Below are 23,613 nucleotides of genomic sequence, written 5' to 3' on the forward strand. Positions count from 1 at the left end.
AKSAGCTGCTCCTAGTACGAGAGGACCGGAGTGGACGTACCCCTGGTGTTCGGGTTGTGATGCCAATCGCATTGCCCGGTAGCTATGTACGGACGGGATAACCGCTGAAAGCATCTAAGCGGGAAGCCCCCCCTCAAGATTAGATTTCCCCGAGCTTTAAGCTCCTGAAGGGCCGTGGAAGACCACCACGTTGATAGGCTGGGTGTGGAAGCGCAGTAATGTGTGAAGCTAACCAGTACTAATTGCCCGTGAGGCTTGACCATATAACCCCAAGTTTACTTGGGGGCTACAATCGCCTTGAGTTACTTTCCGAACAGTCTGCAATGCAGACAAACGATTATGCCTGGCGGCCATAGCGAGTTGGCACCACCTGACCCCATCCCGAACTCAGTAGTGAAACGACTCAGCGCCGATGATAGTGTGGGAGTTCCCATGTGAAAGTAGGTCACTGCCAGGTTTTTATATGAAAATACCCGGTCCTCTTTGAGGTCCGGGTTTTTTTTGTCTGGCGTTATTGGATTTAATCCGATGAACGGATTTTAGATGAACTAAACAGCTTCACTCAGTTCACTTTCTGACAGGACGACCTGGTTACGACCTCTATGCTTTGCTTCGTATAGGGCGACATCAGCGGCCTTAATCATGGCCGATTTATCAATCAGTTTATTGTCCAGATAGACCACACCAAACGAAGCAGTTACAGTCGGTAGGGGTTTGCTTTGATAGAGTAACTCGAGTGAAGCGAGCTCCTGACAAATAAACTCAGCTCTCTGCATCAGCTTTTCTTGACTGATATCAGGCAGGATCACGATAAACTCTTCCCCGCCGTAACGGCAGATGATATCGCTGGCACGGAAATGGTTTTTCAGTAAGTTGGCATACTCGGTAATGACCAGATCACCTGCGTCATGCCCATACTCGTCATTGAACTTCTTGAAGTGGTCGATATCTGTGATGATGAGTCCCAATCCGTGATTACTCCTGGCACAGCGATGGATCTCACGTTCCAGGCTCTCTTCCATGTAGCGACGATTAAACAGGTGTGTCAGTGGGTCACGTACTGATTGTGATTGTAATGCTTCTTTCAGTTTAAGACTGACCAATGACAATGCTAGGTTATCAGATGTAATTTTGACCAGCCTTTTTCTGGATTCAACATAGTAAGTTTTCTCTTCACCTGCCTTGTGTTTGGCACCACAAAATTCGATATGTAACATACCTAGCATTTCGCCTTGGGCAATGATGGGTTCACAGATATAGTTGCTAACATCCTCGTGTACATGCTTACAGCGCAACCGACCATCGTTATCCAGCGTGGTATGTTCCTTACCTTGTCGAAGTGACCAACAATCATCTGGGGCAATCACAGGTGCGCTTCCGATATGATCGGTGGCGCCCCAAGTGGTCATGGACTCGACCAGCGATTTTTTGTCATTAAACAGATACAAGGCACCTGTGCAGTCCGGAAATATCTGTTCAGCGTAATATGAAACAATAGGGTAGGTTTCATCAATCGACCGGCAGACTTGTAGATATGAATTTAGCTGATTAATCAGATTCATCTCATAGTTGTACTGAGTCAGCTCTTGATGAGATTTCTTAAGCTCATCTTCTGACATTTTTTGTTCTGTGATGTCGGTTGATGAGCCTACAAACCCGGCAAACCTACCCTGACCGTCGATATAAGGTTCGCCATGATCGATGAAATGACGATATTCTCCATCTCTGCGTCGCAGCCGATATTCCATGGTAAAAGGTTTATATGTTGCAAAAGCATCTTTGAATACCGTTAAGCAATACTCTCTATCGTCTGGATGCAGTGCGTTAAACCAGGCCTTACCGCCTAGCTTTTCTACTTTTTCCCGACCAATAAAGTTTTTGTACTGATTATTGGTAAAGATAACGTTGCCGTGAATATCAGTGAGCCATAGTGTGACTGGTGCGTCTTCGGCCAAGGTCTGAAAATTAATTTCATCCAGCGTCATCGCTGGTTCGTTGATGATCTCTTCGGTCATTACAGATGTTCTCCCTCTCCCTGTGAACTGCTTGAATAGTTATATGGTGTCCACGATTAACTTTATAACATGAATAAAGTAAAAGTTTGATATTGGCACTGAGTTTGCTCTATTTGATTGTCACGCTCATAAGCGAGGTGTGCCATGAAACGACTCTTGATGCTTTTTATGCTGTTGAGTTCAACAGTGCAGGCAAATGGAATTGCAAATTGGGACAGAGTGATTCTCTCGTGGGGGAGCCCATATTATGATGGGATTTGCGCCGCCAGAGCTCAAGCAAGCAGACATCCTCAACATTTTTATCGAAGGCGATGGGCAACCGGGTATTGCCCTTAAGATGGCGCAGGATGTGGGCGGAGATACCGTTTACATTGCACGGCCATGCCAGTATTTGCCTACTGGCAGGTTCAATGCCTGTACCAGAGAAGTCTGGACTTCACACCGATATTCACAGGATGTGGTTGATTCTATGGATCTCGCCATCACTGCTATGAAAAAGCGTTTTAACGCCAGTCAGGTGCGATTGGTGGGCTATTCAGGTGGTGGTGCTGTTGCAAGCATCATTGCATCAAAACGGAGCGATGTTGCACTATTATTGACCGTTGCAGGCAATATGGATCATAAGCAGTGGTCAGACTTTAACGGATCAGAACCTTTAACGGGCTCCTTAAATCCGATTGATTTCAGCCTGGCCTTGCAATCAGTGCCACAAATTCACTTAATGGGCGAACTCGATGATATTGTGCCAGGCTCTGTGCTGATGTCATATCTGTCAAAGCTCAACAGACGCGAGCAGGTGAAGAGCTATATAATTGGTGGCGCCGACCATACCTGTTGCTGGTCGGTTGCTGTCGCCACACTGTTGTCTCGTTAATGTCAGTTAATCGATGCCAGCCAGGCATCGTCAGAGCCTTCATTCATGCCTTCAAACAGATAGGTGGATAGATAACGTTCACCGGTGTCGGGCAGCATGGCGAGTATCGTTGACCCTGCAGCAGCAGTCTCTGCGACCTGCATAGCCGCTGCTAGCGTGCCACCACATGACAGGCCTGCAAAGATTCCTTCTTCAGCGGCAAGTCGTAGCGCCCAGTGCTTGGCTTGTTCATCGGAAACCGGATGAATAATATCAACAACATCCGGATTTAAAACATCTGGCAAAAAGTCGGGAGTCCATCCTTGTATTTTATGTGGACTCCAGGGTTTACCCGACAGCATTGCTGCAGCTTCAGGTTCTGTGGCGACAATTGTCGTTTCTGGTCGTGCCAGTTTAATCATTTCGGCAGCGCCGGTTAATGTTCCACCGGTGCCCCATCCTGATACCCAATAGTCCAAGGATCTGCCGGCAAAATCACGTAAAATTTCTGGTCCGGTGGTATTGCGATGATAGGCCGGATTAGCCGGATTTTTAAACTGATGAGCCAAAAACCAACCATGTTGGCTGGCGAGTTCTTCAGCTCTTTTGACCATGCCCGTTCCTCGTTCGGCAGCGGGTGTCAGAATGACTTTTGCTCCCAGCGCTCGCATGATCTTTCGGCGTTCTACGGAGAAGGTTTCGACCATTGTCGCCACAAACGGGTAGCCTTTTGCAGCGCAGACCATTGCCAGTGCAATACCGGTATTTCCTGAGGTGGCTTCTATCACTGTTTGCCCAGGCTTGAGTGCACCACTCTTTTCAGCATCATCAATAATAGCGAAGGCGAGTCTGTCCTTGACGGATCCCATTGGGTTAAAGGCCTCAACTTTGACAAACATTTCAACATGGCTGGGAGCAATGTTGTTGAGACGTACCACGGGCGTATTACCGATAGTTTCGAGGATACTGTTATAGATCATGCCGGAATACCTGTTTGTTTTGATAAAAAAACAGCCGCGAGGCGGCTGGTTTTGTCATCATTGGTGAACGTAGTCTTATGAAGAACTGCTAACGTGAATATTCTGTTTGGTCGGTTGCTTGGCCGCAGGTTTTTTGTTGTTTTCCGGTGCCGATGTCAGCTCGAGAGCTCGCAGTATATCTTGGCGAGTGATAGTGCCTACCAGGCGGTTATCCTTGACCACTGGATAACGTTTGTAAGAGGACTCGAGAAATTTCTGTGCCACATCAATGATCGGTGTGTCGACATCAATAGTCTCAACGTTTTGGGCCATAAATTCATCGACACGGCCACCAACACTACCGTGGTAGCCTGCCGTCAAAGCTACTTTCATGCAGTCTTTTTCAGAAAGAAAACCGATAAGGTTGCCTCTGGGATCAAGCACGGGAGCACCGGATAATTTGAACTCAATGAGCTGGTGAATGGCGCGCAGGACATCCATATCCGGAGTGAAGGTTATTTTTGTAGCACACATGTAATCTTTGACTTTGAGTGATGCAAGCATACAAATCTCCTGGAGTGCTAGTGCTGATTATGTTTTTGGCGGCTGGGGCATTGTTCTTTTTCTTCGGCAGAGCAGGCCCCACTGCAACTGCCGCCCAGTCCGACGTTATTGAGTCCACCGCAACTTCCTTTAATAGCGGGGCGCCCTAACAGGACGCCTATCGCCATGCCTGCCACGACTAACAACAGAATAATAAAGGTTGCGATAAATGTAGTCATCTAACCACCAAAGTCGTCGAGCAGGATATTTTCTGGTTCGACGCCCAGATCTTCAAGCATGCTAATCACGGCAGCATTCATCATCGGAGGACCGCAGATGTAGAACTCGCAATCCTCGGGGGCTGGATGATCTTTGAGATAGTTCTCATACAGCACATTGTGAATGAAGCCGGTGTAGCCTTTCCAGTTATCTTCAGGCAATGGGTCTGACAGTGCAACATTCCAAGTGAAGTTGTCGTTTTCTTCAGCCAGTTTGTCAAAGTCTTCAACGTAAAACATCTCACGAAGGCTTCGAGCACCATACCAGAAAGTCATCTTACGCTTGGACTTGAGACGGCCCAGCTGGTCGAAGATATGTGAGCGCATCGGCGCCATACCCGCGCCACCTCCGATAAAGACCATTTCCTTGTCGGTGTTCTTGGCAAAGAATTCACCAAATGGACCGGAAATGGTGACCTTATCGCCAGGTTTCAGATTAAAGATGTACGATGACATCTGACCTGGTGGAATACTGTCGTCTGAAGGTGGCGGCGATGCAATACGAACATTCAGCATCACGATACCTTTCTCTTCAGGATAGTTCGCCATGGAGTAGGCACGAACCACTTCTTCCTTAACCACTGACTTATAGCGCCACATATCGTAGCGGTCCCAGTCTTCACGATATTCATCTTCAATGATGAAGTCTTTGTAATCGACGGTATGAGGGGGACATTCAATCTGGATGAAGCCGCCAGCACGGAACTTGACGTCTTCACCTTCAGGCAGTTCAAGTACCAGTTCTTTGATGAAGGTGGCAACGTTGTGATTAGAGCGAACGGTACATTCCCATTTTTTGACGCCGAAGACTTCTTCAGGTACTTCAATGCGCATGTTCTGTTTAACAGCCACCTGACATGACAGGCGTTCACCTTCACGAGCTTCTCGTTTATTGATCAGTGATTCTTCGGTCGGCAGGATAGAGCCGCCGCCTTCCTGGATTTTGACTTTACATTGACCACAGGTACCACCACCACCACAGGCAGAGGAGACAAACAAGTTTGCATTTGCTAATGCACCAAGCAACTTGCCGCCGGCCGGACAATGAATAGTTTTCTCATCGTTAATAACGATTTCAATGTCACCACTGGCTACTAGTCTGCGACGGGCACTAAGAATTACAAATACCAGTGCCAGAATAATCAGCGTAAACAGGGTGATGCCAAGTATGATTTCCATCAGAGTTGAATTCCCGAGAATGCCATGAATCCGAGTGCCATAAGACCTGTTGTAATGAAGGTAATGCCAAGTCCTTGCAGACCATCAGGCACATCCGAATACTTCAGTTTTTCACGAATGCCGGCAATGGCGGTAATTGCCAAGGCCCAACCCAGTCCACTGCCGACACCAAACACGGCACTTTCTGCCAGGTTGTAATCACGTTCGACCATGAACAGCGTGCCGCCGAGGATGGCACAGTTGACAGTGATCAGCGGCAAGAATATCCCCAGTGCGTTGTACAGTGCCGGAGTGTACTTATCCATTGCCATTTCAATGATTTGTACCATGGCAGCAATAACGCCGATGTAACTGATCAAGCCCAAAAAGCTGAGATCAACATCAGGCATACCCGCCCAGGCAAGCGCTCCATCACGCAGCAGATATTCGTAGATCAGATTATTAAGTGGAACGGTGATGGCTTGGATCACGATAACGGCAATACCAAGCCCCAGTGCTGTTTCGATTTTTTTCGAAACAGCCAGGAAGGTACACATTCCCAAAAAGAATGCCAGCGCCAGATTTTCGACAAAAATCGAGCGGATAAAAAGACTGAGATAGTGCTCCATTTACAGCGTCTCCGTGCGATGTACCTGATGGATCTGATATTCAGGTTTTTCAACCTGCTCCGGCTTCCAGCTACGCACCGCCCAGATCATCAAACCAATAACAAAAAAGGCGCTTGGCGGTAGCAGCATCATGCCGTTAGGCACATACCAGCCACCCTCATTGGCAACCGCCAACACCTGGTAGCCAAATACGCTGCCGGAACCGAGCAATTCTCGGAAAAAGGCAACGGCCATCAACAGCAGGCTGTAGCCAAGTCCATTACCCAGTCCATCGAGCATGCTCATCATGGGAGGATTCTTCATGGCGTAGGCTTCGGCACGACCCAACACAATACAGTTGGTGATAATCAAGCCGACAAAAACCGATAATTGCTTGCTGGCGTCATAGGCAAAGGCCTTAAGCAACTGGTCAACAATGATGACCAGCGAGGCAATGATAGTCATTTGAACAATGATTCGGATATTGGTCGGAATGTGGTGCCGAATCATGCTGATGAACAGACTTGAGAAGGTGATAACAGCGGTCAGAGCTATGCTCATCATCAAAGCTGCCATCATGTTGGTGGTGACCGCCAGCGCCGAGCAGATGCCCAGCACCTGCAACATGATCGGGTTGTTATTGATCAGTGGGTTGACGACGTTCGCTCTTGCTTCACTAGCCATCAGATAACTCCTGCTTCATTTCGCATGCGTTGCAGATAGGGGCCAAATCCGTGTTCTCCCAGCCAGAAATTGACCAGATTGGAGACACCTTGTGCGGTCAGGGTCGCCCCTGACAGACCGTCTACCTGATGTTTCGCTTGAGGTGAATCGGCATCAACATAGCCACGCAAAACGCGGATGTTGAGTTGATCGTTATCATCGTAGATTTTTTTGCCTTGCCACTGCGAGCGCCAGCGGGGGTTATCAATTTCTCCCCCTAAACCGGGCGTCTCACCGTGTTCGTAGAACTGCAGCCCGCGAATAGTTTCAAAGTCACCTTCCAAAGACAGAAAACCATACATGGTTGACCACAATCCGTAGCCATGAACGGGCAACACAACCTGATCGATTTCATCGCCATCGCGCAGAATATATACAGGTGCCAAATCAGAGCGGCTACCAATTCCCGCAATATCCTGAGCTGAGCTCAGACGAGTACTGGTTGATGGATCTGATGCTGCACGTCGCTGGTCAAAACTGGTTGGCTCGATGTCGGTATCAGCATATTCGCCAGTGGCCAGGTCAACCAGTTGCACTTCAAACCGGGCAAACAACTCGTCCAGTGTTCCAGCTTCCTGGTTCACGCCAGTCACGGCAAGGATGTTGCGCTTGATATCGTTTTCCTTGTTGGCTTGCTGAAGTGGTTTCAGCGCGACAGCGGCGGTAGAAACCAGTATGGAACAAGCAAGACACAGCAGAATTGCGATCAGCAGTGTTTTTCTGGGATCGTCATTTGGCAGACTCATTGTGCTGCCAAACCATCCCTTCTTTACGTTATTTTCGCTCATAAGCAAGGCTTCGTTTTTGTCGACGTTTAATGTTGCTCTGCACTACAAAGTGGTCGATTAGCGGTGCAAAGATGTTGGCAAACAGTATGGCAAGCATGATGCCTTCAGGAAATGCCGGATTAACGACTCTGATAAGTACAGCCATCACACCAATCAGAATGCCATACACCCAGCGACCAGTATTGGTCATTGCCGCAGAGACCGGATCAGTCGCCATAAACACCATGCCAAAAGCAATGCCGCCAATGGTCAGATGCCAGTACCACGGTACGCCAAACATCGGATTGGTATCACTGCCAATCAGATTGAACAGCAGCGTCATGGCAAACATGCCTAAAAACACACCGAAGACTATTCGGTAACTGGCTATTCGTGTGTAAAGCAGAAAAGCCATGCCTAGTAAGATGGCCAAGGTAGAGGTTTCGCCAATTGAGCCAGGCATGTAGCCGACGAAAGTTTGGGTCCAGGTGTAGCCAGCCTCTTTGATGGCCTCAACGCCACCCATAGCAGCCAGTGCCAGCGGTGTGGCGCCGGTGTATCCATCAATGGCATTCCAGACGGCGTCACCGGACATTGACGCTGGGTAAGCAAAATATAGGAAAGCACGCCCCGTCAGTGCCGGGTTGAGGAAGTTTTTACCGGTACCGCCGAATACTTCCTTACCGATGACTACACCAAAGATAATCCCTAGCGCGACCATCCAAAGCGGGGTTGATGGCGGTAAAGTCAGCGTATAGAGCATTGAGCTGACCAGGAAGCCTTCGTTGACCTCGTGGTTTCTCACTGCAGCAAAGATGACTTCACAGATACCGCCTGCAACCAGTGTGGTGATATACATCGGCAGGAAATACAACAAGCCGTGGAACATGTTGCCAACCACGCTGTTGGGGTCATAGCCGATACCCAGTGTGGAAAGAATCCAGCCTCGCCATCCATCCAGAGAGCTCATGCCCAAGGCTGCCATTGCCGAGTTGGCCTGATAGCCTGTGTTCCAGAGCATGACCATCAGCACCGGCAATGTCGCAAGCACCACGAAACTCATGGTTCGCTTGAGGTCAATGCCATCTCTGACGTGAGGTGATCCTCGAGTCACTTCGGATGGCGTGTAAGCAAAAGTATCGACCATTTCGTAGAGTGCATAAAACTTCTCGTACGGGCCGCCTTTGTGAAACTGAGGCTCAATTTTGTCAAGGAAACGTCTTAAACGCGCCATCGCTTAACCTTCTTTTTCGATTTGAGTGAGATTTGCCCTGAGCACGGTGCCGTAATCGTACTTGCCAGAACATACATAAGAACACAGAGCCAGATCTTCCTCGTCAAGTTCCAGACAACCCAGTGCTTGTGCAGTATCTGTATCGCGAACCAGAAGCATTCTTAGCAGCTGTGTTGGCAAGATATCCAGAGGCATAACCATTTCAAATGCGCCAACCGGAACCATGGCCCGGGGGCTGCCATTCTGTGTGGTGGTCATGGCAAACTCTTTTTTGCCAAACAACCTTGAAATAAACACATTCAGTACCGAGAACTTGTTACGACCTGGCATGATCCAGCCCATAAATTCCCGCTCGATACCTTCCTCCAGTACTGAGATTTGCGTGTGAAAACGTCCAAGAAATGCGGCCCAATTGTTGGCTGTGTGACCATGCAGCACCGAACCCGAGATAACGCGAGCTTTGATGACGTCATCGATCTCATCTCGCACCAGATCTTCGGTGTTTGCGCCGAGACGGGTCTTCAACAGCCGAGGTTTATGCACCAGGGGGCCACCCAGCGCGATGATTCGTTCTACCCATAGCTGGCCTGTGGTAAACAGTTTGCCGATGGCGATCACGTCCTGATAGCCAATATGCCAAACAGTTTTCTGGACGCTGACTGGGTCGATGAAGTGAATATGCGTACCTACCAGGCCTGCGGGATGAGGACCTGAGAAAGTGTAGGTTTTCAGATTATCAAGTTTGGTGGTGGGTAATGCTGCCTGGGGCGCCTGGCACAAATTCACATCGCCATCGGTCAGGCGACTGAGTACCGTCAGGCCATGTTTAAAATCGTCTGCGTACTGATTAATGATGACCGCGGGGTCAGCCGCCAGAGGGTTGCTGTCCATGGCATTTACGAAGATAGACGCGGGGTCACTGTCAGGCTTAGGGGAGTGGCTGTAAGGACGAGTTCGGAATGCGACCCAGAGTCCGGAATCCAGCAGATTCTTTTTGACTTCGTCGCGCCTCAGACCATCAAGTTGAGCGGATTGGTATGACTGAAAACTGAGGGCTTCATCGCCTTGCAATTCGATAATGACGGACTGCAATGCGCGTTTGGCTCCGCGATTGATGGCTTTGACGATACCTGCACCAGGTGAGGTAAAAAACACACCGGGATTTTTCTTGTCTTCGAACAAGGGTTGTCCGAGTTTTACCTGCTCGCCCTCTTCGACCATCATGGTGGGCTTCATGCCCACGTATTCTTGCCCCAGCACTGCGACAGTGCTGACAGGGTTGGCGTCATAAATGACTTGTTCCGGTTTGCCTGTAATAGGCAGATCTAGCCCTTTCTTGATTGAGAAATGCATATTTCACCTGGTCAGAGACAACAGATTATGCCTGCGTTGTATCGCAAAGCTTCGAATAACTTCAGCCAACAAGTATAGGGTGTGAAGCCAATGAATGGAAGTCGCCAAACGTATTAATGGCGCCGAGTTGACCGATAGTTTGTGTCAGATTCAGCCTTGTTCAACCAAAAAAAAGCGATGGCAAAAGCAACAGCGGAAGCAAGGGCAGCGAGCATAAATGTAGCAAGCGGTCCGGGGCTTTCCCACCAGTAACCACTGATGAGGCTGCCCGCCGCGCCGCCAGCGCCAAAGCTGACACTACTGTACAGTGCCTGACCTCGGCCTTGATTCCTACCGGTAAAATGTTGATGTATCCAGGCAATTGCGACGGCGTGATAAGTCCCAAAGCTGGCTGCATGTAATAGTTGTGCAATAATCAGCAGGGGTAATTGTTCTGGAAAAAGGCCTATCAGTAACCACCGAACCACACTCAACAGCAGACTAATCATCAACACAAGCATCAGCCCGTATCGCGGAAGCCATCGGTGCATCAGCAGGAAAATCGCGACCTCTGCAATGACCCCCAATGCCCATAATTGTCCAATCAGGCTGCGGCTGTAGCCGTATTGCTCGAGGTAAATTGTATAGAAAGTATAGTAGGGGCCGTGGCTGGCCTGCGCCAGGAAGCAAATCAGTAAAAAAGCGATCACCGCAGGTTGTTTAAGTAGCTGACTAAGCGGGACATGATTCAGACTGAGGTGGCGAGAGGCAGATTCTGGCACAGTGAGGCTGAACAGCCATATCCCCACCAGACTGAACAACAGGGCAAATGGCACCAGGCCTGCATTGAATTTTTCCAGCAGCCAGCCAAGTAAAAGCACAATGATAATAAATCCGACTGAGCCCCAGACACGGATTTTGCTGTAATGATGGCTATGTTCACCGAGATGTTGCAGTGTAGTGACTTCAAACTGCGGTAGTGCTGCATTCCAAAAAAAGCTGAACAGCAGAACAACGGTGGCGATCCACAGATAACTCTGATCGATAAAAATCGCAGCGAAGCTGAGCACCGCCGCAAAGCTTGCGATGCGAACGATGCGCATTCTTTGGCCGTGATGGTCCGCAATCCAGCCCCATATGTTGGGTGCGATGATTCTGCTGGCCAAAAGGATAGCCGTTAATTCTCCGATCTGACGCGCTGAGAACCCCTCCCATTGCAGGTAGAGCGCCCAATAGGGCACCAGCACACCGAGCGTGGCAAAGTAGAAAAAATAGAATCCTGATAACCGCCAGTAAGGGAGGTTGGACTGGTTCACAATCCGGGGCAATCAGGCCTGAGCCGGAATAATCGGAGTGTTGACTGAGACTTCGGCATTCTGGGCTCGGTGCCTGAGCGCATGGTCCATCAGTACCAGTGCCAGCATCGCTTCGGCGATAGGCGTAGCGCGGATGCCGACGCAGGGATCGTGACGCCCTTTGGTGACTACCTCGATAACTTCACCCTGGGTATCAATGCTGCGACCTGGAATGCGCAGACTGGATGTGGGTTTAAGCGCCATGCTGACCAAAATATCCTGCCCGCTGGAGATGCCGCCCAAAATGCCACCTGCGTTGTTACTCAGAAAGCCTTCCGGGGTCAGTTCATCCCGGTGTTCAGTGCCTTTTTGTGCAACACTGTCAAAGCCCGCACCAATTTCAATACCTTTTACGGCGTTGATACTCATCATGGCATGTGCAATGTCGGCATCAAGACGATCAAAGACAGGTTCGCCGAACCCGGGTGGAACATGGCGAGCGACTACATTGATTCTTGCTCCGATTGAATTACCCTCTTTGCGGAGGGCGTCCATGTAATTTTCCAGTTGGGATTCAATAGCCGGATCTGGATTGAAAAACGCACTTTGATCTATATGAGACCAATCAAGTGTCTCAGCTTTGATGGGGCCAAGCTGTGCCATATAACCCTGAATCTCGATACCATACTGTTCGCGCAGATATTTCTTGGCGATGCCGCCTGCCGCTACACGCATTGCGGTTTCTCGTGCCGATGAACGACCACCGCCTCGATAATCACGGATGCCGTATTTGTGATGATAGGTATAGTCGGCGTGGGCAGGGCGGAACTGATGCATGATGTTGCCGTAATCTTTGGAACGCTGATCGATATTCTCAATCAGTAGCCCGATAGGCGTGCCGGTGGTTTTGCCTTCAAAGACACCGGACAGAATGCGAACCTGGTCTGGTTCACGGCGTTGCGTTTCGTGACGTGTTTTGCCGGGTTTGCGACGGTCAAGATCACCTTGCAGATCTGCTTCACTCAGTGATATTCCTGGAGGGCAGCCATCGACGATACATCCCAGTGCGGGTCCATGACTTTCACCAAACGATGTGACTGTGAACAGTTTTCCGAAGCTGTTGCCCGACATAGATATTTCCGTTGATTGAGTGGTTGGTCGACAGCGGCTTAGCCATGCTGCGAGATGCTGGCTGATCGTCTATGACCTGTAACAATACATTTTAACGTGCGAGACAGAGCAACGGTAGGGTTAATTGTTGTGAACCGCCTCGTTGATCTGCTCGATTAGCAGATCTGTTTCCACGGCATCGGCGATGTCGAGGACCTCCAGTGTGTTTGCCGGCAATAAAGACAGATCGGTTTCGTTGATCACTTGCTTGACTTCGAGCAGTGCATTGGGATGCATGCTGAAATGTTCCAGCCCCATCGCCAATAATAAACGGGTATACCTGGGATCACCCGCCATTTCACCACACATGGAGACTGGAATACTGTGCTTTTTGCCTGCATTAAGCGTCATCTGAATCAACCGCAGCACTGCCGGATGCAGGGGGTCATACAGATAGTTGACGTGATCGTCGATACGGTCAATGGCCAATGTGTATTGAATCAGGTCGTTGGTGCCAATCGATAAAAAATCGACATGACGAGCAAACATTTCAGCACAGACCGCACTGGCAGGAATCTCAATCATTGCACCAACTTCAATGGATCTGTCATAGGCAATGCCTTCGTTATCCAGCTCAAGTTTGCACTGTTCCAGCAGATTTCTCGCTTGAACCAGCTCATTCATCGTGGAGATCATCGGGAACATGATTTTGATTTTGCCAAAAGCAGAGGCTCGCAAAATCGCCCGCAATTGAGTACGGAACATACCCGGTTGACTTAAACAGAGACGAATGGCCCGCAGACCAAGCGCTGGATTTGTGACCACCGCTTGCGACAAGGGTCTGCCACCATCAACGGTCTTGTCAGCGCCCAAGTCGAAGGTACGAATAGTCACGGGTTGATTGTTCATGCCTTCCACCACATCCCGATAGGCGGCCAGCTGTTCTTCTTCCTCGGGCGGGCTGAGCCTGTTCATGTATAGAAACTCAGTTCGATACAAGCCAATCCCCTGAGCTCCGGCATTGCTGATGGTGGTGATATCCTCAGGTAATTCGGCGTTCGCCAGCAGTGTGATCGCTTTGCCATCGCGGGTTTTTGTCGGTTGTGACTTGTACCGGCTCAGCGAGGAGATATGTTGCTCAAAGGCTAATCTACGTGACTCAAAGGCGGTAATGGTCAGCGCGTCAGCACCGGCAATCAGGGTGCCTGTTTCACCATCGACGATCAGTAATTCATTGTCCTGAACATAGCGGCGAACCGATTCGACACCAATAATTGCCGGTATACCAAGGCTTCTGGCCAGAATGGTGGTGTGTGAAGTCGCACCACCGTGTTCAGTCACAAAAGCGGCGATCCCCTGATGTTGCATCAATACCGTGTCAGCAGGCGTCAGATCTTCCGCGATGATGATATGTCCCTTGAGTCTGCCATCAGGGATTTCATGTTCTGCCACTTCTTGATCGGAGAGGATCCGGTGGATACGGTTGACCACATGGTCTACGTCATCCCGTCGGGTACGCAGATATGGATCATCCATTTCATTGAATACGTTGATGAGTGCATCGCGCTGCAATTGCAATGCCCACTCAGCATTGCAACGACGTTCACGGATCATTTCTACCGGCACTTTGGTTAATGAGGAGTCGCTCAACATCAGCAAGTGGGTATCAATAAACGATGTCACATCTGCCGGTGCGTTGGCCGGAATATGATTGCGAATTGATTTGAGTTGCTGCCGTGCTTGCTCAATGGCGTCAAGCAGTCGTTCGACTTCCTGCTCAATCGCAAATGCAGGGATCAGGTATTCGCGAACATCCGGCTGATTGTGAAACAGGATGTGCGCACGGCCAATGGCGATACCGCGAGAGACACCAAGGCCTTGTAACTCCAGTGTCATTCGCCTTCCCCGAAATAATCGCTGATCAGTGCTTCAATCGCTGCGAGTGCCTGTTCAGCATCATGTCCATTGGCATTGACACTGATCTGTGTACCTTTGGCCGCGGCCAGCATCATGACGCCCATAATGCTTTTGCCATTGACGACCCGCCCGTCACGAGACACGGCGATATCAGCCTCAAATTCTGAGGCAGTAGTGACAAACTTGGCGGCTGCCCTGGCATGCAGTCCGAGCTTGTTGATGATAGTAAAGGTTTGCTCCATCATTTTCTGTATCCGGTATGGTGACAGCGGACAATGCCTTCCTGGCCACCGCTCATGGCTTTATATTCAAGTTCATCCAGATTGAGTGTTGGATAATTCAACACACGAATCAGCATTGGCAGGTTCAGTCCTGAAACGATTCTAATATCATCCCGATCAGAAACCGCGCAGGCGATATTGCTCGGGGTTGAGCCAAACATATCGGTGAGAATCAGAATGCCGTTCCCTTGATCCAGGCCCAGCAAATCTCTGTCCAGTTGCTTTCGAATAGCTTCTGGGTCATCTCGTGTTTCGATGGAGATCACCTTGGTGGGTAAGGGACAACAGGACAACATCTGTCGAGCGGTATTGATCAACTCTGTGCCGATATTGTTGTGCGATACGATCAGAATGCCTACTGTCATTGATATTCTCTATGCTCAGCCTGTCCGGGAATTGGCCTCTGTGGCTATCAGGGCTCTGCCGGGATTGAATGTAATGGATTAGGAGCTTTCTGGCAATGTCAGGACCAGCGCTGGATCAGATTGTAGTCGCCCGCGAGTTGGTTAAATGCAATTCAGATTGACGCAAGGGCAGTAACTTCACTGCAGCAAGTACACGGGCAGACAAGGAGGTGGGTGAAGACACGGACAGTGAAACTGAGGGGATCTGCATTTGCATGATTTCTGTCAATTGCCAGGTACCTTCATAATTGACCGGTGTATTCGGCCCATGATGCAGCTTGATGATCATTTCGACGACCATTTGTGCCAGCCAGGCATTTTCCGGGTAGAGCTTGCGAACATCAATCATCCCCAGCTCTCGACTGTGCAACAAACCTGATGTCTGAGTGGGGCAGTGGGCAATCAGCTGTGGACCTAGTATTGAAAACTCGATGTGGTCATCGGCGACTAATTGATGTCCCTGTGCCAGCAGCTCAAGGGCCAGAGAACTCTTGCCGACGCCTGGTTTGCCGAGGATGAGAATACCGGTGTTATCAACCTTGACGGCAACACCATGCTGTCCAAATCTGGGAGTATCTGTGGAAGAGCTGGGATGACTAGTCGTCATCAATAGAGAGTAATAATTCAAAAACCGCTTCGCTGCTGGCAGCTTCGCGAATTTTTCGACAAGTGTCTGCGTCTCTGAACAAGGTCACCAATCTTGAAAGATGTTGCAGATGATGTTCGTTATCGTCTTCGGGTACCAGCAGGCCAAAGGCAATATCAATCGGTTCACCGTCTGCCGCATCAAAATCAACGGGTGTTGAAAGGGTCAGCATGGCGGCAATCGTGTTGGGTAAATCGGGAACCCGGGCGTGGGGGATAGCCACGCCCTTGCCGAGGCCTGTACTGCCAAGGCGTTCCCGTTCAAGAAGTACTTGAAAGATTTTTTCAGCCGTCGTTGCCTTGGTGTTGGCTGCCAACATCCGGCTCAGATTTTCTATGACGCGTTTTTTGCTGGTGGCATCGTCATGAAAACTGATGTTATCTGAATTAACCAGTAAAGCAGCTATGAGCATGAAAAAATCCCGATACGACAGTAAGTTAGTTAATTAATGTTGTGCTTCATTTGGGCACCATCAGCTTGATGGTGGTTAGTGATTTTATCTTTGTGTTTGATAATTTGGCGATCAAGTTTAGCCACCAGGTTTTCGATCGCACTGTACATATTTTCATGTTCGTCTGAGGCGAACAGATCTGCGCCGCTGACATGGACGGTTGCTTCGGCTTTCTGGCGCAGCTTTTCGACGGACAAAATCACATGAACATTGGTCATGTGGTCAAAGTGACGAGTCAATTTTTCGAACTTTTTATTGACATGATCACGCAGGCTGTCAGTGATATCAACATGTTGTCCGCTTAAATTTAATTGCATAGTGCATCACTCCTTTTAGTGTTTAAAAACTGGCTTACACCAGCCGCTTACGTTCGTTTGATGGCGGAATCGCAAGCGTTTCACGATATTTGGCGATAGTTCGCCGGGCCACGTTGATGCCCTGTTCTCCCAGAATATCAGCAATTTTGCTGTCACTGAGAGGTTTTCGCGGATTCTCTGCGGCCACCAGTTTTTTGATGATGGCACGAATAGCGGTTGCTGAACATTCTCCACCACTTTCAGTGCTGACATGGCTGGAGAAAAAGAATTTCAGTTCAAAAATACCACGTGGGGTATGCAGATATTTGCGAGTGGTGACTCTGGAAATCGTTGATTCATGCATTTCCACGGTTTCAGCAATATCAGCCAGCACCAGCGGCTTCATCGCTTCCTCACCATGCTCGAGGAAGCCTTGTTGTCGCTCGATAATGGCCTGGGTAACTTTCAGCAGAGTTTCGTTTCTGCTTTGCAGGCTTTTCAGAAACCAGCGTGCTTCCTGAAGGTTATTTTTCAGGTAAGTGTTTTCAGCACTGTTGTCAGCCCGGTTAATCAGTTGCGCGTAGTGCTCTGCAATTTGAATTTTGGGTGCATTATCCGGGTTTAGTGATAATTGCCAGCGGCCGTTGAGTTTGCGAACGTAAACATCTGGAACGATGTATTCGGTATTGTCGACCTGGATCAGGCTGCCCGGACGAGGATTGAGCATTTGAATGCTGCGCACCAGATCGGTCAGTTCATCATCACTGATTCTGAGTGCCCGTTTGATTTGGGCATAGTCACGTCTGGCAAGTGCATCAAGATGTTTGTCGATTAATTCAGCCAGTAGCGCTGAATGCTCGCCGACGGCAGGCTGAAAAGCCCTGAGCTGAATCAGTAGACATTCACGTAAATCGCGAGCGCCAACGCCGACCGGATCAAAGTGATGTATCCGGTGCAGTACGGTTTCAATGTCTTCAAGCTCTACTTCCGGGAACTCATCTCCGAGGCTGTGCAGCACATCTTCAATGGAGATCTTGAGATAACCATCATCTTCAATGGAATCAATAATCACCGTGGCGATAGCTTGTTCGACTTCGGTAAAAGGGGTGAGCCGCATTTGCCAGAGCAGATGTTGCTGCAATGTGTCGCCGCTTTCATCGTGATTGTCACGTTCGAAATCGTTATCGCTGCTACTGAGGCTGCCAGAGCCAGTGTATTGCTGTTCGAAGGTATCTTCCCATTGACTGTCAACCGGCAAGTCCTCCGGAATATCAGAATGCTCTAGCTGGCTGATTTCACGACTGGCTTCGTTATCGTCTTTTCGGATGATTTGCGGATCGTCGTAGTCGAAGTCTTCCTCGACTTCCAGCAGTGGGTTTGATTCCAGCGCTTCCTGAATTTCCGCTTGCAGTTCAAGCGATGACAGCTGCAGCAGACGGATCGCCTGTTGCAGCTGCGGGGTCATGGACAGACTCTGACCGACTCGTAACTGTAATGAGGGTTTCACAAACAGGAATATTTAGATGTGTTGATCATGCGTCAATGTTACCGCAACTGCTGAGCTGTTGCCTATATGCCCACAGAAAATTCAGTACATTTCAGAACAGTCTGACGGCAGAAGCTTTAAAACTTACGAATAAGCGGTCCCCGGGTTGCAAGGCTAACTCTCGCAATGATTGTTCAGTAATGATGGCATCAAAGCGTTCACCACAGTCGATACTCAGCCTGACACCTTGCGAGTCGGCAGTGACCTGGGTCAGTTTCCCCGGATAAGTGTTGCGGATGCTGGACTGATTGGGCGCTATTTTGGAAATGATGATGTCGCATGGGTCAACGGCCATCACGTTGGCGTCGATGTCTTCCATGCTTGTGGTCACCTTGAGTTTTCCGGTGTCGAATACAGGCATCTGATAATGACCATGGAACACGTTCAGCAATGGCGTATCGATCATCTTGCCTGGTACAAGCTGATGGTTTTATCTGCCAGCATGTTGGCCTGAAAGCGGTTATGTGTTGAGAACACCATGGTTTTGCCGGGCTGCGCTGCCCATTGATGCAGAATCACTTCCAGCTGATGAATGTGTTGCTGATCGAGATGAGCAAAAGGCTCATCAAGCAGCAGAATGTCAGGTTGGCAGATCAGGGTTCTGGCGAGTGCCACTCGCTTTTGTTCGCCACCGGAGAGTTTGGCCGCGTCCGTGTTAATCAGTCCTTGCAGGTTGAGTCGTTGCAGCCAGAGATCTATCTGCTCAGCCTGCATGCCGGGTTTGAAACCCTGAAGTCTGAGTGCGAGTTGCAGATTCTCCAGTACCGTACCAGGCAGTAAATAAGGCTGCTGACTGACTAGGCCGATTCGACGGCGCAGCGCAGCAGAAAGGGTGCCATTCACTGCTTGTCCAAGGACCTGAAACTCACCTGATACGCCGGGCTGTATAAAGGCCAGTGCATGCAAAAGCGTGGTTTTGCCAGCGCCATTTTCACCCAGGATTGCGGTGCTTTGCTGGTTGTGGATGCTGAGATCGTCAATGTTCAACAGCCGCTTTTGTTGTGCATGCACAGCTAAATTGTTGATGCGATAAGCTTCAGTCATCGGGCTTTGCCTTGAAGGGCGCTCATCAGAAAGTTCAGCATAAATGCCAGAATGAGTAGCAATAATCCCAGCGCCAATGCCAGCTCAAATTCACCCTTACTGGTTTCAAGGGCGATAGCGGTGGTCATGGTTCGGGTAAAGCCTTCGATATTACCACCCAACATCATCGCCGCTCCGACCTCACCAATGGCTCTACCAAAACCTGTGATGATGCCGATCAAAATCGCTACTCGAGTGACTCGAACCACTTGCCAAGTGAGTGAAAAACCTCGTGCTCCCATCGTTAGCAGGGTAGGCAGTAATCTTGGATCTGCGGTATGTACGGCTGTGCTCGTCAAGTTGATCATGATGGGCATAATCAGTAGACATTGCGCAATGATAATTGCCGTTGGTGTATATAAAAGCCCCCAGTCTCCGAGCGGTCCCATCCGGCTGAACATCCCGTAAAGCAACAAGCCAATGACTACAGTCGGCATCGCCATCAGTGTATTGAGCAAATGTTGCAAAGCGCGTTTGCCGGGAAAGCTGTTCAATGCCACCGTGACGCCTACAGGCACAGAGATCAGTGCTGCAAAAAAGCAGGCGACAACCGAGATATATACCGAGGTGTAGACGATTTGATAGAGATCAGCATCAAAGCTGCTGATCAAGCCAAGAGCGGCGACCAGAGCATTGGCAAGATAATCCATAACCGATGCGAGCAGGTCAGCCGGTTAATTTAAGACGTTGACAGATGGTCAGCGTCGGCTCGATTTTGTTCATGGTGTAAAAGTGAAGTCCCGGAACCTTTTGATGTAACAGTTGATCTGTGAAGTCGGTTAAAAAATCCAATGTAAAAGCCTGCATCGATGCGGTGTCATCGTAAAAGGCTTCCAAACGTTTACGCAGCCAGCGGGGAATTTCTGCACCACAGGCGGCTGAAAAGCGGGCTAGCTGTGCGTAGTTGTTAATCGGCATGATGCCGGGAATGATGGGGATATCAATGCCGGCTTTCTCACAGCGTTCAACAAAATACAAATAGGCGTCGATATTGTAGAAGTATTGAGTGATTGCACTATCGGCACCGGCATCGACCTTGCGTTTGAAGTTTTCCAGATCAATGTCGGCGTTCATTGCCTGAGGATGCACTTCAGGATAAGCAGCCACCTCAATGGTAAAGTGATCTCCCGTTTCGGCACGAATAAACTCAACCAGCTCGTTGGCATAGCGAAAATCACCCGGATCACGCATACCTGACGGTAAATCACCTCGTAAGGCGACAATTCGGCGAATATCGTGGCTGATGTAGGTCTGCAACATGGCCTGTATGCGTTCGCGAGATGAGCCGACACATGACAGGTGAGGCGCTGCATCAATGCCGGTTGTACTGGCTTGTTGCTGAATGGCAATAACCGCGTCCGATGTATTGTCCTGAGTTGACCCGCCCGCACCAAAGGTCACGGAATAAAAAGCGGGCTTGAGCACGGCCAGCGCTTGCTGAACCTGCTGCAGGGTATTCACCCCTTTTTCGGTTTTGGGCGGAAAAAATTCACAACTGATGACAGGTTTGGACATGAGCTTTAGTTCTGCAAAAAAAGTGGGCTGACATAGTTGGTCAGCCCACCTGTGGTTTAGTAACGATAGTGTTCCGGTTTGTACGGGCCATCCTGTGGCAAGCCGAGATATTTAGCCTGTTCACTGGTGAGTGGCGTCAGATTGGCACCGATGCGACCCAGATGCAAGCGGGCGACTTTTTCATCCAGTCTTTTCGGCAGTACATACACCTTGTTTTCATAGTTCTGATGATTGTGCCAGAGCTCAATCTGCGCCATCACCTGGTTGGTGAATGAGGCTGACATGACAAAACTCGGATGGCCTGTGGCACAACCCAGATTCACCAGTCGGCCTTCTGCCAACAAAATGATGCGCTTGCCATCAGGGAAAATGACGTGATCGACTTGCGGTTTGATGTTTTCCCACTGGTATTTACGCAGTGAAGCGACATCAATTTCGTTGTCAAAGTGACCGATATTGCAGACGATGGCTTCATTTTTCATCGCAGACATGTGGTCGTGATTGATCACATTAATGTTGCCGGTGGCAGTGACAAAGATATCGCCAATGGCAGCCACTTCATCCATGGTGACAATGCGATAGCCTTCCATTGCCGCTTGTAGCGCACAGATCGGATCGATTTCAGTGACCATGACAGTGGCGCCCATGCCGCGGAAAGCCTGCGCACAACCTTTACCGACATCGCCGTAGCCGAGGACAACACAGATTTTGCCAGCAACCATTACATCAGTGGCACGTTTAATGCCATCCAGCAGCGATTCACGACAGCCGTACAGGTTGTCGAACTTGGACTTGGTGACCGAGTCATTGACGTTGATGGCGGGCACTTTGAGGGTGCCGGCTTTCATCATTTCGTAGAGGCGGTGTACACCGGTCGTGGTTTCTTCCGACAGGCCACGGACATCGGCCAGCAGTTCCGGAAATTCCTGGTGCATGATTAAGGTCAGATCACCACCATCATCCAGAATCATATTTGGTCGCCAGCCATCCGGGCCGACGATGGTCTGCCGGATACACCAGACGGCTTCTTCTTCGGTTTCACCTTTCCAGGCAAATACCGGAATGCCCTGATCTGCAATCGCCGCTGCGGCGTGATCCTGGGTGGAAAAAATATTGCACGAAGACCAGCGCACTTCAGCGCCCAGTTCAACCAGTGTTTCAATTAACACGGCGGTCTGGATGGTCATGTGCAGGCAACCGGCGATGCGAGCGCCCTTGAGTGGCAGTTGACCGGCATATTCCTCACGCAGTGCCATCAGGCCAGGCATTTCGCTCTCGGCAATCTTGATTTCCTGATGACCCCATTTGGCGAGGCTGATATCGGCGATTTTATAATCGGGAGTAAGGTTTTCTACAGCTGATTGCATGATGGTAAGTTCCTGTAATTAGTTGAGACCGGCAGCATCGCGCAGAACTGGAGCAAGATCAGTGTGCTCCCAGCTGAAATCTGCATCGTCACGACCAAAGTGGCCGTATGCGGCGGTTTTTTTGTAGATAGGTTTGACCAAGTCGAGCATGGTGATTAAACCAACCGGGCGCAGATCAAAATGTTCGCGCACCAGTTCGACCAGCCTTTCTTGAGAAATTTTGCCTGTGCCAAAGGTTTCCACACTGATTGAGGTGGGTTCTGCGACACCGATGGCATATGACACTTGAATTTCGCATCGGTCAGCGAGTCCTGCTGCGACGATGTTTTTAGCGACATAACGTCCCGCATAGGCCGCGCTTCGATCAACTTTGGACGGATCTTTACCGGAAAACGCGCCGCCGCCGTGGCGTGCCATACCACCGTAGGTGTCGACGATGATCTTGCGACCAGTCAGACCACAATCACCGACAGGACCGCCAATGACAAACTGCCCGGTGGGGTTAATATGAAAACGGGTATTTGAATTCAGCCATTCAGCTGGAAGCACCGGCTTGATGATGAGTTCCATCACGGCTTCGTGCAGATCCGGTTGTTTGATGTCCGGGTTATGTTGTGTTGACAGGACAACCGCGTCGATGCCGACAGGTTTGCCGTTTTCGTAGATAAAAGTCACCTGACTTTTGGCGTCGGGTCTCAACCAGGGAAGTTCACCATTTTTACGCACTTCCGCCTGACGTTTAACCAGACGATGGGCATAGGTGATAGGCGCAGGCATCAGAACTTCGGTTTCATTGCTGGCGTAGCCGAACATCAAGCCTTGATCGCCAGCGCCCTGTTCTTCAGCACTACCGCGGTCAACGCCCATGTTGATATCAGGAGATTGCTTGCCAATCACCGACATGACGCCACAGGTTTGTCCGTCAAAACCGACATCGGAGCTGGTATAGCCAATGTCACAGATGGTGTCGCGCACGATTTGCTCAAGATCGACCCAGGCAGAAGTGGTGATTTCGCCAGCGACGATGGCCACCCCGGTTTTGATCAAGGTTTCACAGGCGACGCGGGCCTTGGGATCCAGCTCAATGATGGCATCCAGTACAGCATCTGAAATTTGATCAGCGACTTTATCTGGATGACCTTCCGAGACTGATTCAGAAGTAAAGAGATAAGCACTACTCATGGACAGCTTCCTCATAGGGTTCAGTTAGGGACTGACAGTGAGGCGCGAGC

At 49.8% G+C, this 23,613-nt stretch carries 26 protein-coding genes and 2 rRNA genes; 3 read left to right on the top strand and 25 right to left on the bottom strand.

The annotated features are described in order from the left end of the window. Both MPL1_RS13835 and rrf read left to right on the top strand, forming a co-directional pair. Nucleotides 1–263 (top strand): 23S ribosomal RNA (locus MPL1_RS13835); the annotation flags it as partial. A 79-nt stretch (nt 264–342) separates the two neighbouring features. Continuing rightward, nucleotides 343–457, top strand: a 5S ribosomal RNA gene (gene rrf, locus MPL1_RS01570). 91 nt (nt 458–548) lie between these two features. On the opposite strand, the gene MPL1_RS01575 is transcribed toward rrf, so the two are convergent. Then, complete coding sequence (locus MPL1_RS01575; protein WP_009725376.1) at nt 549–2,015, bottom strand: sensor domain-containing diguanylate cyclase; 1,467 nt, start codon at nt 2,013–2,015, stop codon at nt 549–551. A 247-nt stretch (nt 2,016–2,262) separates the two neighbouring features. Between MPL1_RS01575 and MPL1_RS01580 the strand changes: the two genes are divergently transcribed. After that, nucleotides 2,263–2,889: an alpha/beta hydrolase gene (locus MPL1_RS01580; RefSeq protein WP_009725377.1), complete on the top strand. Its 627-nt coding sequence runs from the start codon at nt 2,263–2,265 to the stop codon at nt 2,887–2,889. Nucleotides 2,890–2,891: 2 nt separating this feature from the next. Here MPL1_RS01580 and cysK read toward each other — a convergent pair whose 3' ends face one another. From cysK to metK, 24 genes are all read right to left on the bottom strand, one after another. Beyond that, nucleotides 2,892–3,848, bottom strand: coding sequence for a cysteine synthase A (gene cysK / locus MPL1_RS01585; RefSeq protein ID WP_009725378.1), 957 nt, complete (start codon nt 3,846–3,848; stop codon nt 2,892–2,894). 75 nt (nt 3,849–3,923) lie between these two features. Next, nucleotides 3,924–4,391 (bottom strand): CBS domain-containing protein, encoded by a 468-nt coding sequence (locus tag MPL1_RS01590; protein ID WP_009725379.1) that lies wholly within the window; start codon nt 4,389–4,391, stop codon nt 3,924–3,926. A 17-nt stretch (nt 4,392–4,408) separates the two neighbouring features. Continuing rightward, nucleotides 4,409–4,609: a (Na+)-NQR maturation NqrM gene (gene nqrM / locus MPL1_RS13370; RefSeq protein WP_009725380.1), complete on the bottom strand. Its 201-nt coding sequence runs from the start codon at nt 4,607–4,609 to the stop codon at nt 4,409–4,411. After that, on the bottom strand, nt 4,610–5,827 hold the full coding sequence (nqrF, locus tag MPL1_RS01595) for an NADH:ubiquinone reductase (Na(+)-transporting) subunit F (RefSeq protein ID WP_009725381.1): 1,218 nt from the start codon (nt 5,825–5,827) through the stop codon (nt 4,610–4,612). Next, nucleotides 5,827–6,435: an NADH:ubiquinone reductase (Na(+)-transporting) subunit E gene (gene nqrE, locus MPL1_RS01600; protein ID WP_009725382.1), complete on the bottom strand. Its 609-nt coding sequence runs from the start codon at nt 6,433–6,435 to the stop codon at nt 5,827–5,829. The genes nqrF and nqrE overlap by 1 nt, the downstream gene beginning before the upstream one ends. Then, a complete protein-coding gene (locus MPL1_RS01605; RefSeq protein WP_009725383.1) occupies nt 6,436–7,098 on the bottom strand; it encodes an NADH:ubiquinone reductase (Na(+)-transporting) subunit D in 663 nt (220 codons plus the stop codon). Continuing rightward, the gene (locus tag MPL1_RS01610; protein ID WP_009725384.1) at nt 7,098–7,883 is read right to left on the bottom strand and encodes a Na(+)-translocating NADH-quinone reductase subunit C; all 786 of its coding nucleotides are present in this window, start codon (nt 7,881–7,883) and stop codon (nt 7,098–7,100) included. Before MPL1_RS01610 ends, MPL1_RS01605 begins: the two co-directional genes overlap by 1 nt. Before the next feature lie 28 nt (nt 7,884–7,911). After that, entirely contained in the window at nt 7,912–9,138 is a 1,227-nt protein-coding gene (locus MPL1_RS01615) for an NADH:ubiquinone reductase (Na(+)-transporting) subunit B (RefSeq protein ID WP_009725385.1), read from the bottom strand. A gap of 3 nt (nt 9,139–9,141) precedes the next feature. Then, on the bottom strand, nt 9,142–10,491 hold the full coding sequence (locus MPL1_RS01620) for a Na(+)-translocating NADH-quinone reductase subunit A (RefSeq protein ID WP_009725386.1): 1,350 nt from the start codon (nt 10,489–10,491) through the stop codon (nt 9,142–9,144). A 113-nt stretch (nt 10,492–10,604) separates the two neighbouring features. Beyond that, entirely contained in the window at nt 10,605–11,786 is a 1,182-nt protein-coding gene (locus MPL1_RS01625) for an MFS transporter (protein WP_009725387.1), read from the bottom strand. A 12-nt stretch (nt 11,787–11,798) separates the two neighbouring features. Then, complete coding sequence (gene aroC, locus MPL1_RS01630) at nt 11,799–12,896, bottom strand: chorismate synthase (protein ID WP_009725388.1); 1,098 nt, start codon at nt 12,894–12,896, stop codon at nt 11,799–11,801. A 120-nt stretch (nt 12,897–13,016) separates the two neighbouring features. Further along, complete coding sequence (ptsP, locus tag MPL1_RS01635; RefSeq protein WP_009725389.1) at nt 13,017–14,771, bottom strand: phosphoenolpyruvate--protein phosphotransferase; 1,755 nt, start codon at nt 14,769–14,771, stop codon at nt 13,017–13,019. Continuing rightward, nucleotides 14,768–15,037 (bottom strand): HPr family phosphocarrier protein, encoded by a 270-nt coding sequence (locus MPL1_RS01640; protein WP_009725390.1) that lies wholly within the window; start codon nt 15,035–15,037, stop codon nt 14,768–14,770. Before MPL1_RS01640 ends, ptsP begins: the two co-directional genes overlap by 4 nt. Then, entirely contained in the window at nt 15,034–15,438 is a 405-nt protein-coding gene (locus MPL1_RS01645) for a PTS sugar transporter subunit IIA (RefSeq protein WP_009725391.1), read from the bottom strand. Before MPL1_RS01645 ends, MPL1_RS01640 begins: the two co-directional genes overlap by 4 nt. A 115-nt stretch (nt 15,439–15,553) precedes the next feature. Beyond that, nucleotides 15,554–16,105, bottom strand: a complete 552-nt coding sequence (locus tag MPL1_RS01650; RefSeq protein ID WP_152417543.1) for an HPr kinase/phosphorylase — start codon at nt 16,103–16,105, stop codon at nt 15,554–15,556. Continuing rightward, a complete protein-coding gene (locus tag MPL1_RS01655; protein WP_009725393.1) occupies nt 16,074–16,535 on the bottom strand; it encodes a PTS sugar transporter subunit IIA in 462 nt (153 codons plus the stop codon). The genes MPL1_RS01650 and MPL1_RS01655 overlap by 32 nt, the downstream gene beginning before the upstream one ends. Nucleotides 16,536–16,564: 29 nt before the next feature. Beyond that, nucleotides 16,565–16,891: a ribosome hibernation-promoting factor, HPF/YfiA family gene (hpf, locus tag MPL1_RS01660; RefSeq protein WP_009725394.1), complete on the bottom strand. Its 327-nt coding sequence runs from the start codon at nt 16,889–16,891 to the stop codon at nt 16,565–16,567. A gap of 34 nt (nt 16,892–16,925) precedes the next feature. Then, nucleotides 16,926–18,335 (bottom strand): RNA polymerase factor sigma-54, encoded by a 1,410-nt coding sequence (locus MPL1_RS01665; RefSeq protein ID WP_009725395.1) that lies wholly within the window; start codon nt 18,333–18,335, stop codon nt 16,926–16,928. 133 nt (nt 18,336–18,468) lie between these two features. Continuing rightward, the gene (locus MPL1_RS01670) at nt 18,469–18,822 is read right to left on the bottom strand and encodes a TOBE domain-containing protein (protein WP_040576761.1); all 354 of its coding nucleotides are present in this window, start codon (nt 18,820–18,822) and stop codon (nt 18,469–18,471) included. After that, complete coding sequence (locus MPL1_RS01675; protein WP_051056962.1) at nt 18,819–19,460, bottom strand: ABC transporter ATP-binding protein; 642 nt, start codon at nt 19,458–19,460, stop codon at nt 18,819–18,821. The genes MPL1_RS01670 and MPL1_RS01675 overlap by 4 nt, the downstream gene beginning before the upstream one ends. Continuing rightward, nucleotides 19,457–20,149: an ABC transporter permease gene (locus tag MPL1_RS01680; protein WP_009725396.1), complete on the bottom strand. Its 693-nt coding sequence runs from the start codon at nt 20,147–20,149 to the stop codon at nt 19,457–19,459. The genes MPL1_RS01675 and MPL1_RS01680 overlap by 4 nt, the downstream gene beginning before the upstream one ends. Before the next feature lie 16 nt (nt 20,150–20,165). Further along, nucleotides 20,166–21,014 carry a methylenetetrahydrofolate reductase [NAD(P)H] gene (gene metF / locus MPL1_RS01685; RefSeq protein ID WP_009725397.1) on the bottom strand — a complete coding sequence of 283 codons (849 nt, stop codon included), beginning with the start codon at nt 21,012–21,014 and terminating at the stop codon, nt 20,166–20,168. A gap of 56 nt (nt 21,015–21,070) precedes the next feature. Then, nucleotides 21,071–22,381 (bottom strand): adenosylhomocysteinase, encoded by a 1,311-nt coding sequence (gene ahcY / locus MPL1_RS01690; protein WP_009725398.1) that lies wholly within the window; start codon nt 22,379–22,381, stop codon nt 21,071–21,073. 18 nt (nt 22,382–22,399) lie between these two features. Then, on the bottom strand, nt 22,400–23,563 hold the full coding sequence (gene metK, locus MPL1_RS01695; RefSeq protein WP_009725399.1) for a methionine adenosyltransferase: 1,164 nt from the start codon (nt 23,561–23,563) through the stop codon (nt 22,400–22,402). Between the last annotated feature and the right edge of the window lie 50 nt (nt 23,564–23,613).

It is taken from the genome of Methylophaga lonarensis MPL (assembly GCF_000349205.1).
Lineage (GTDB): Bacteria > Pseudomonadota > Gammaproteobacteria > Nitrosococcales > Methylophagaceae > Methylophaga > Methylophaga lonarensis.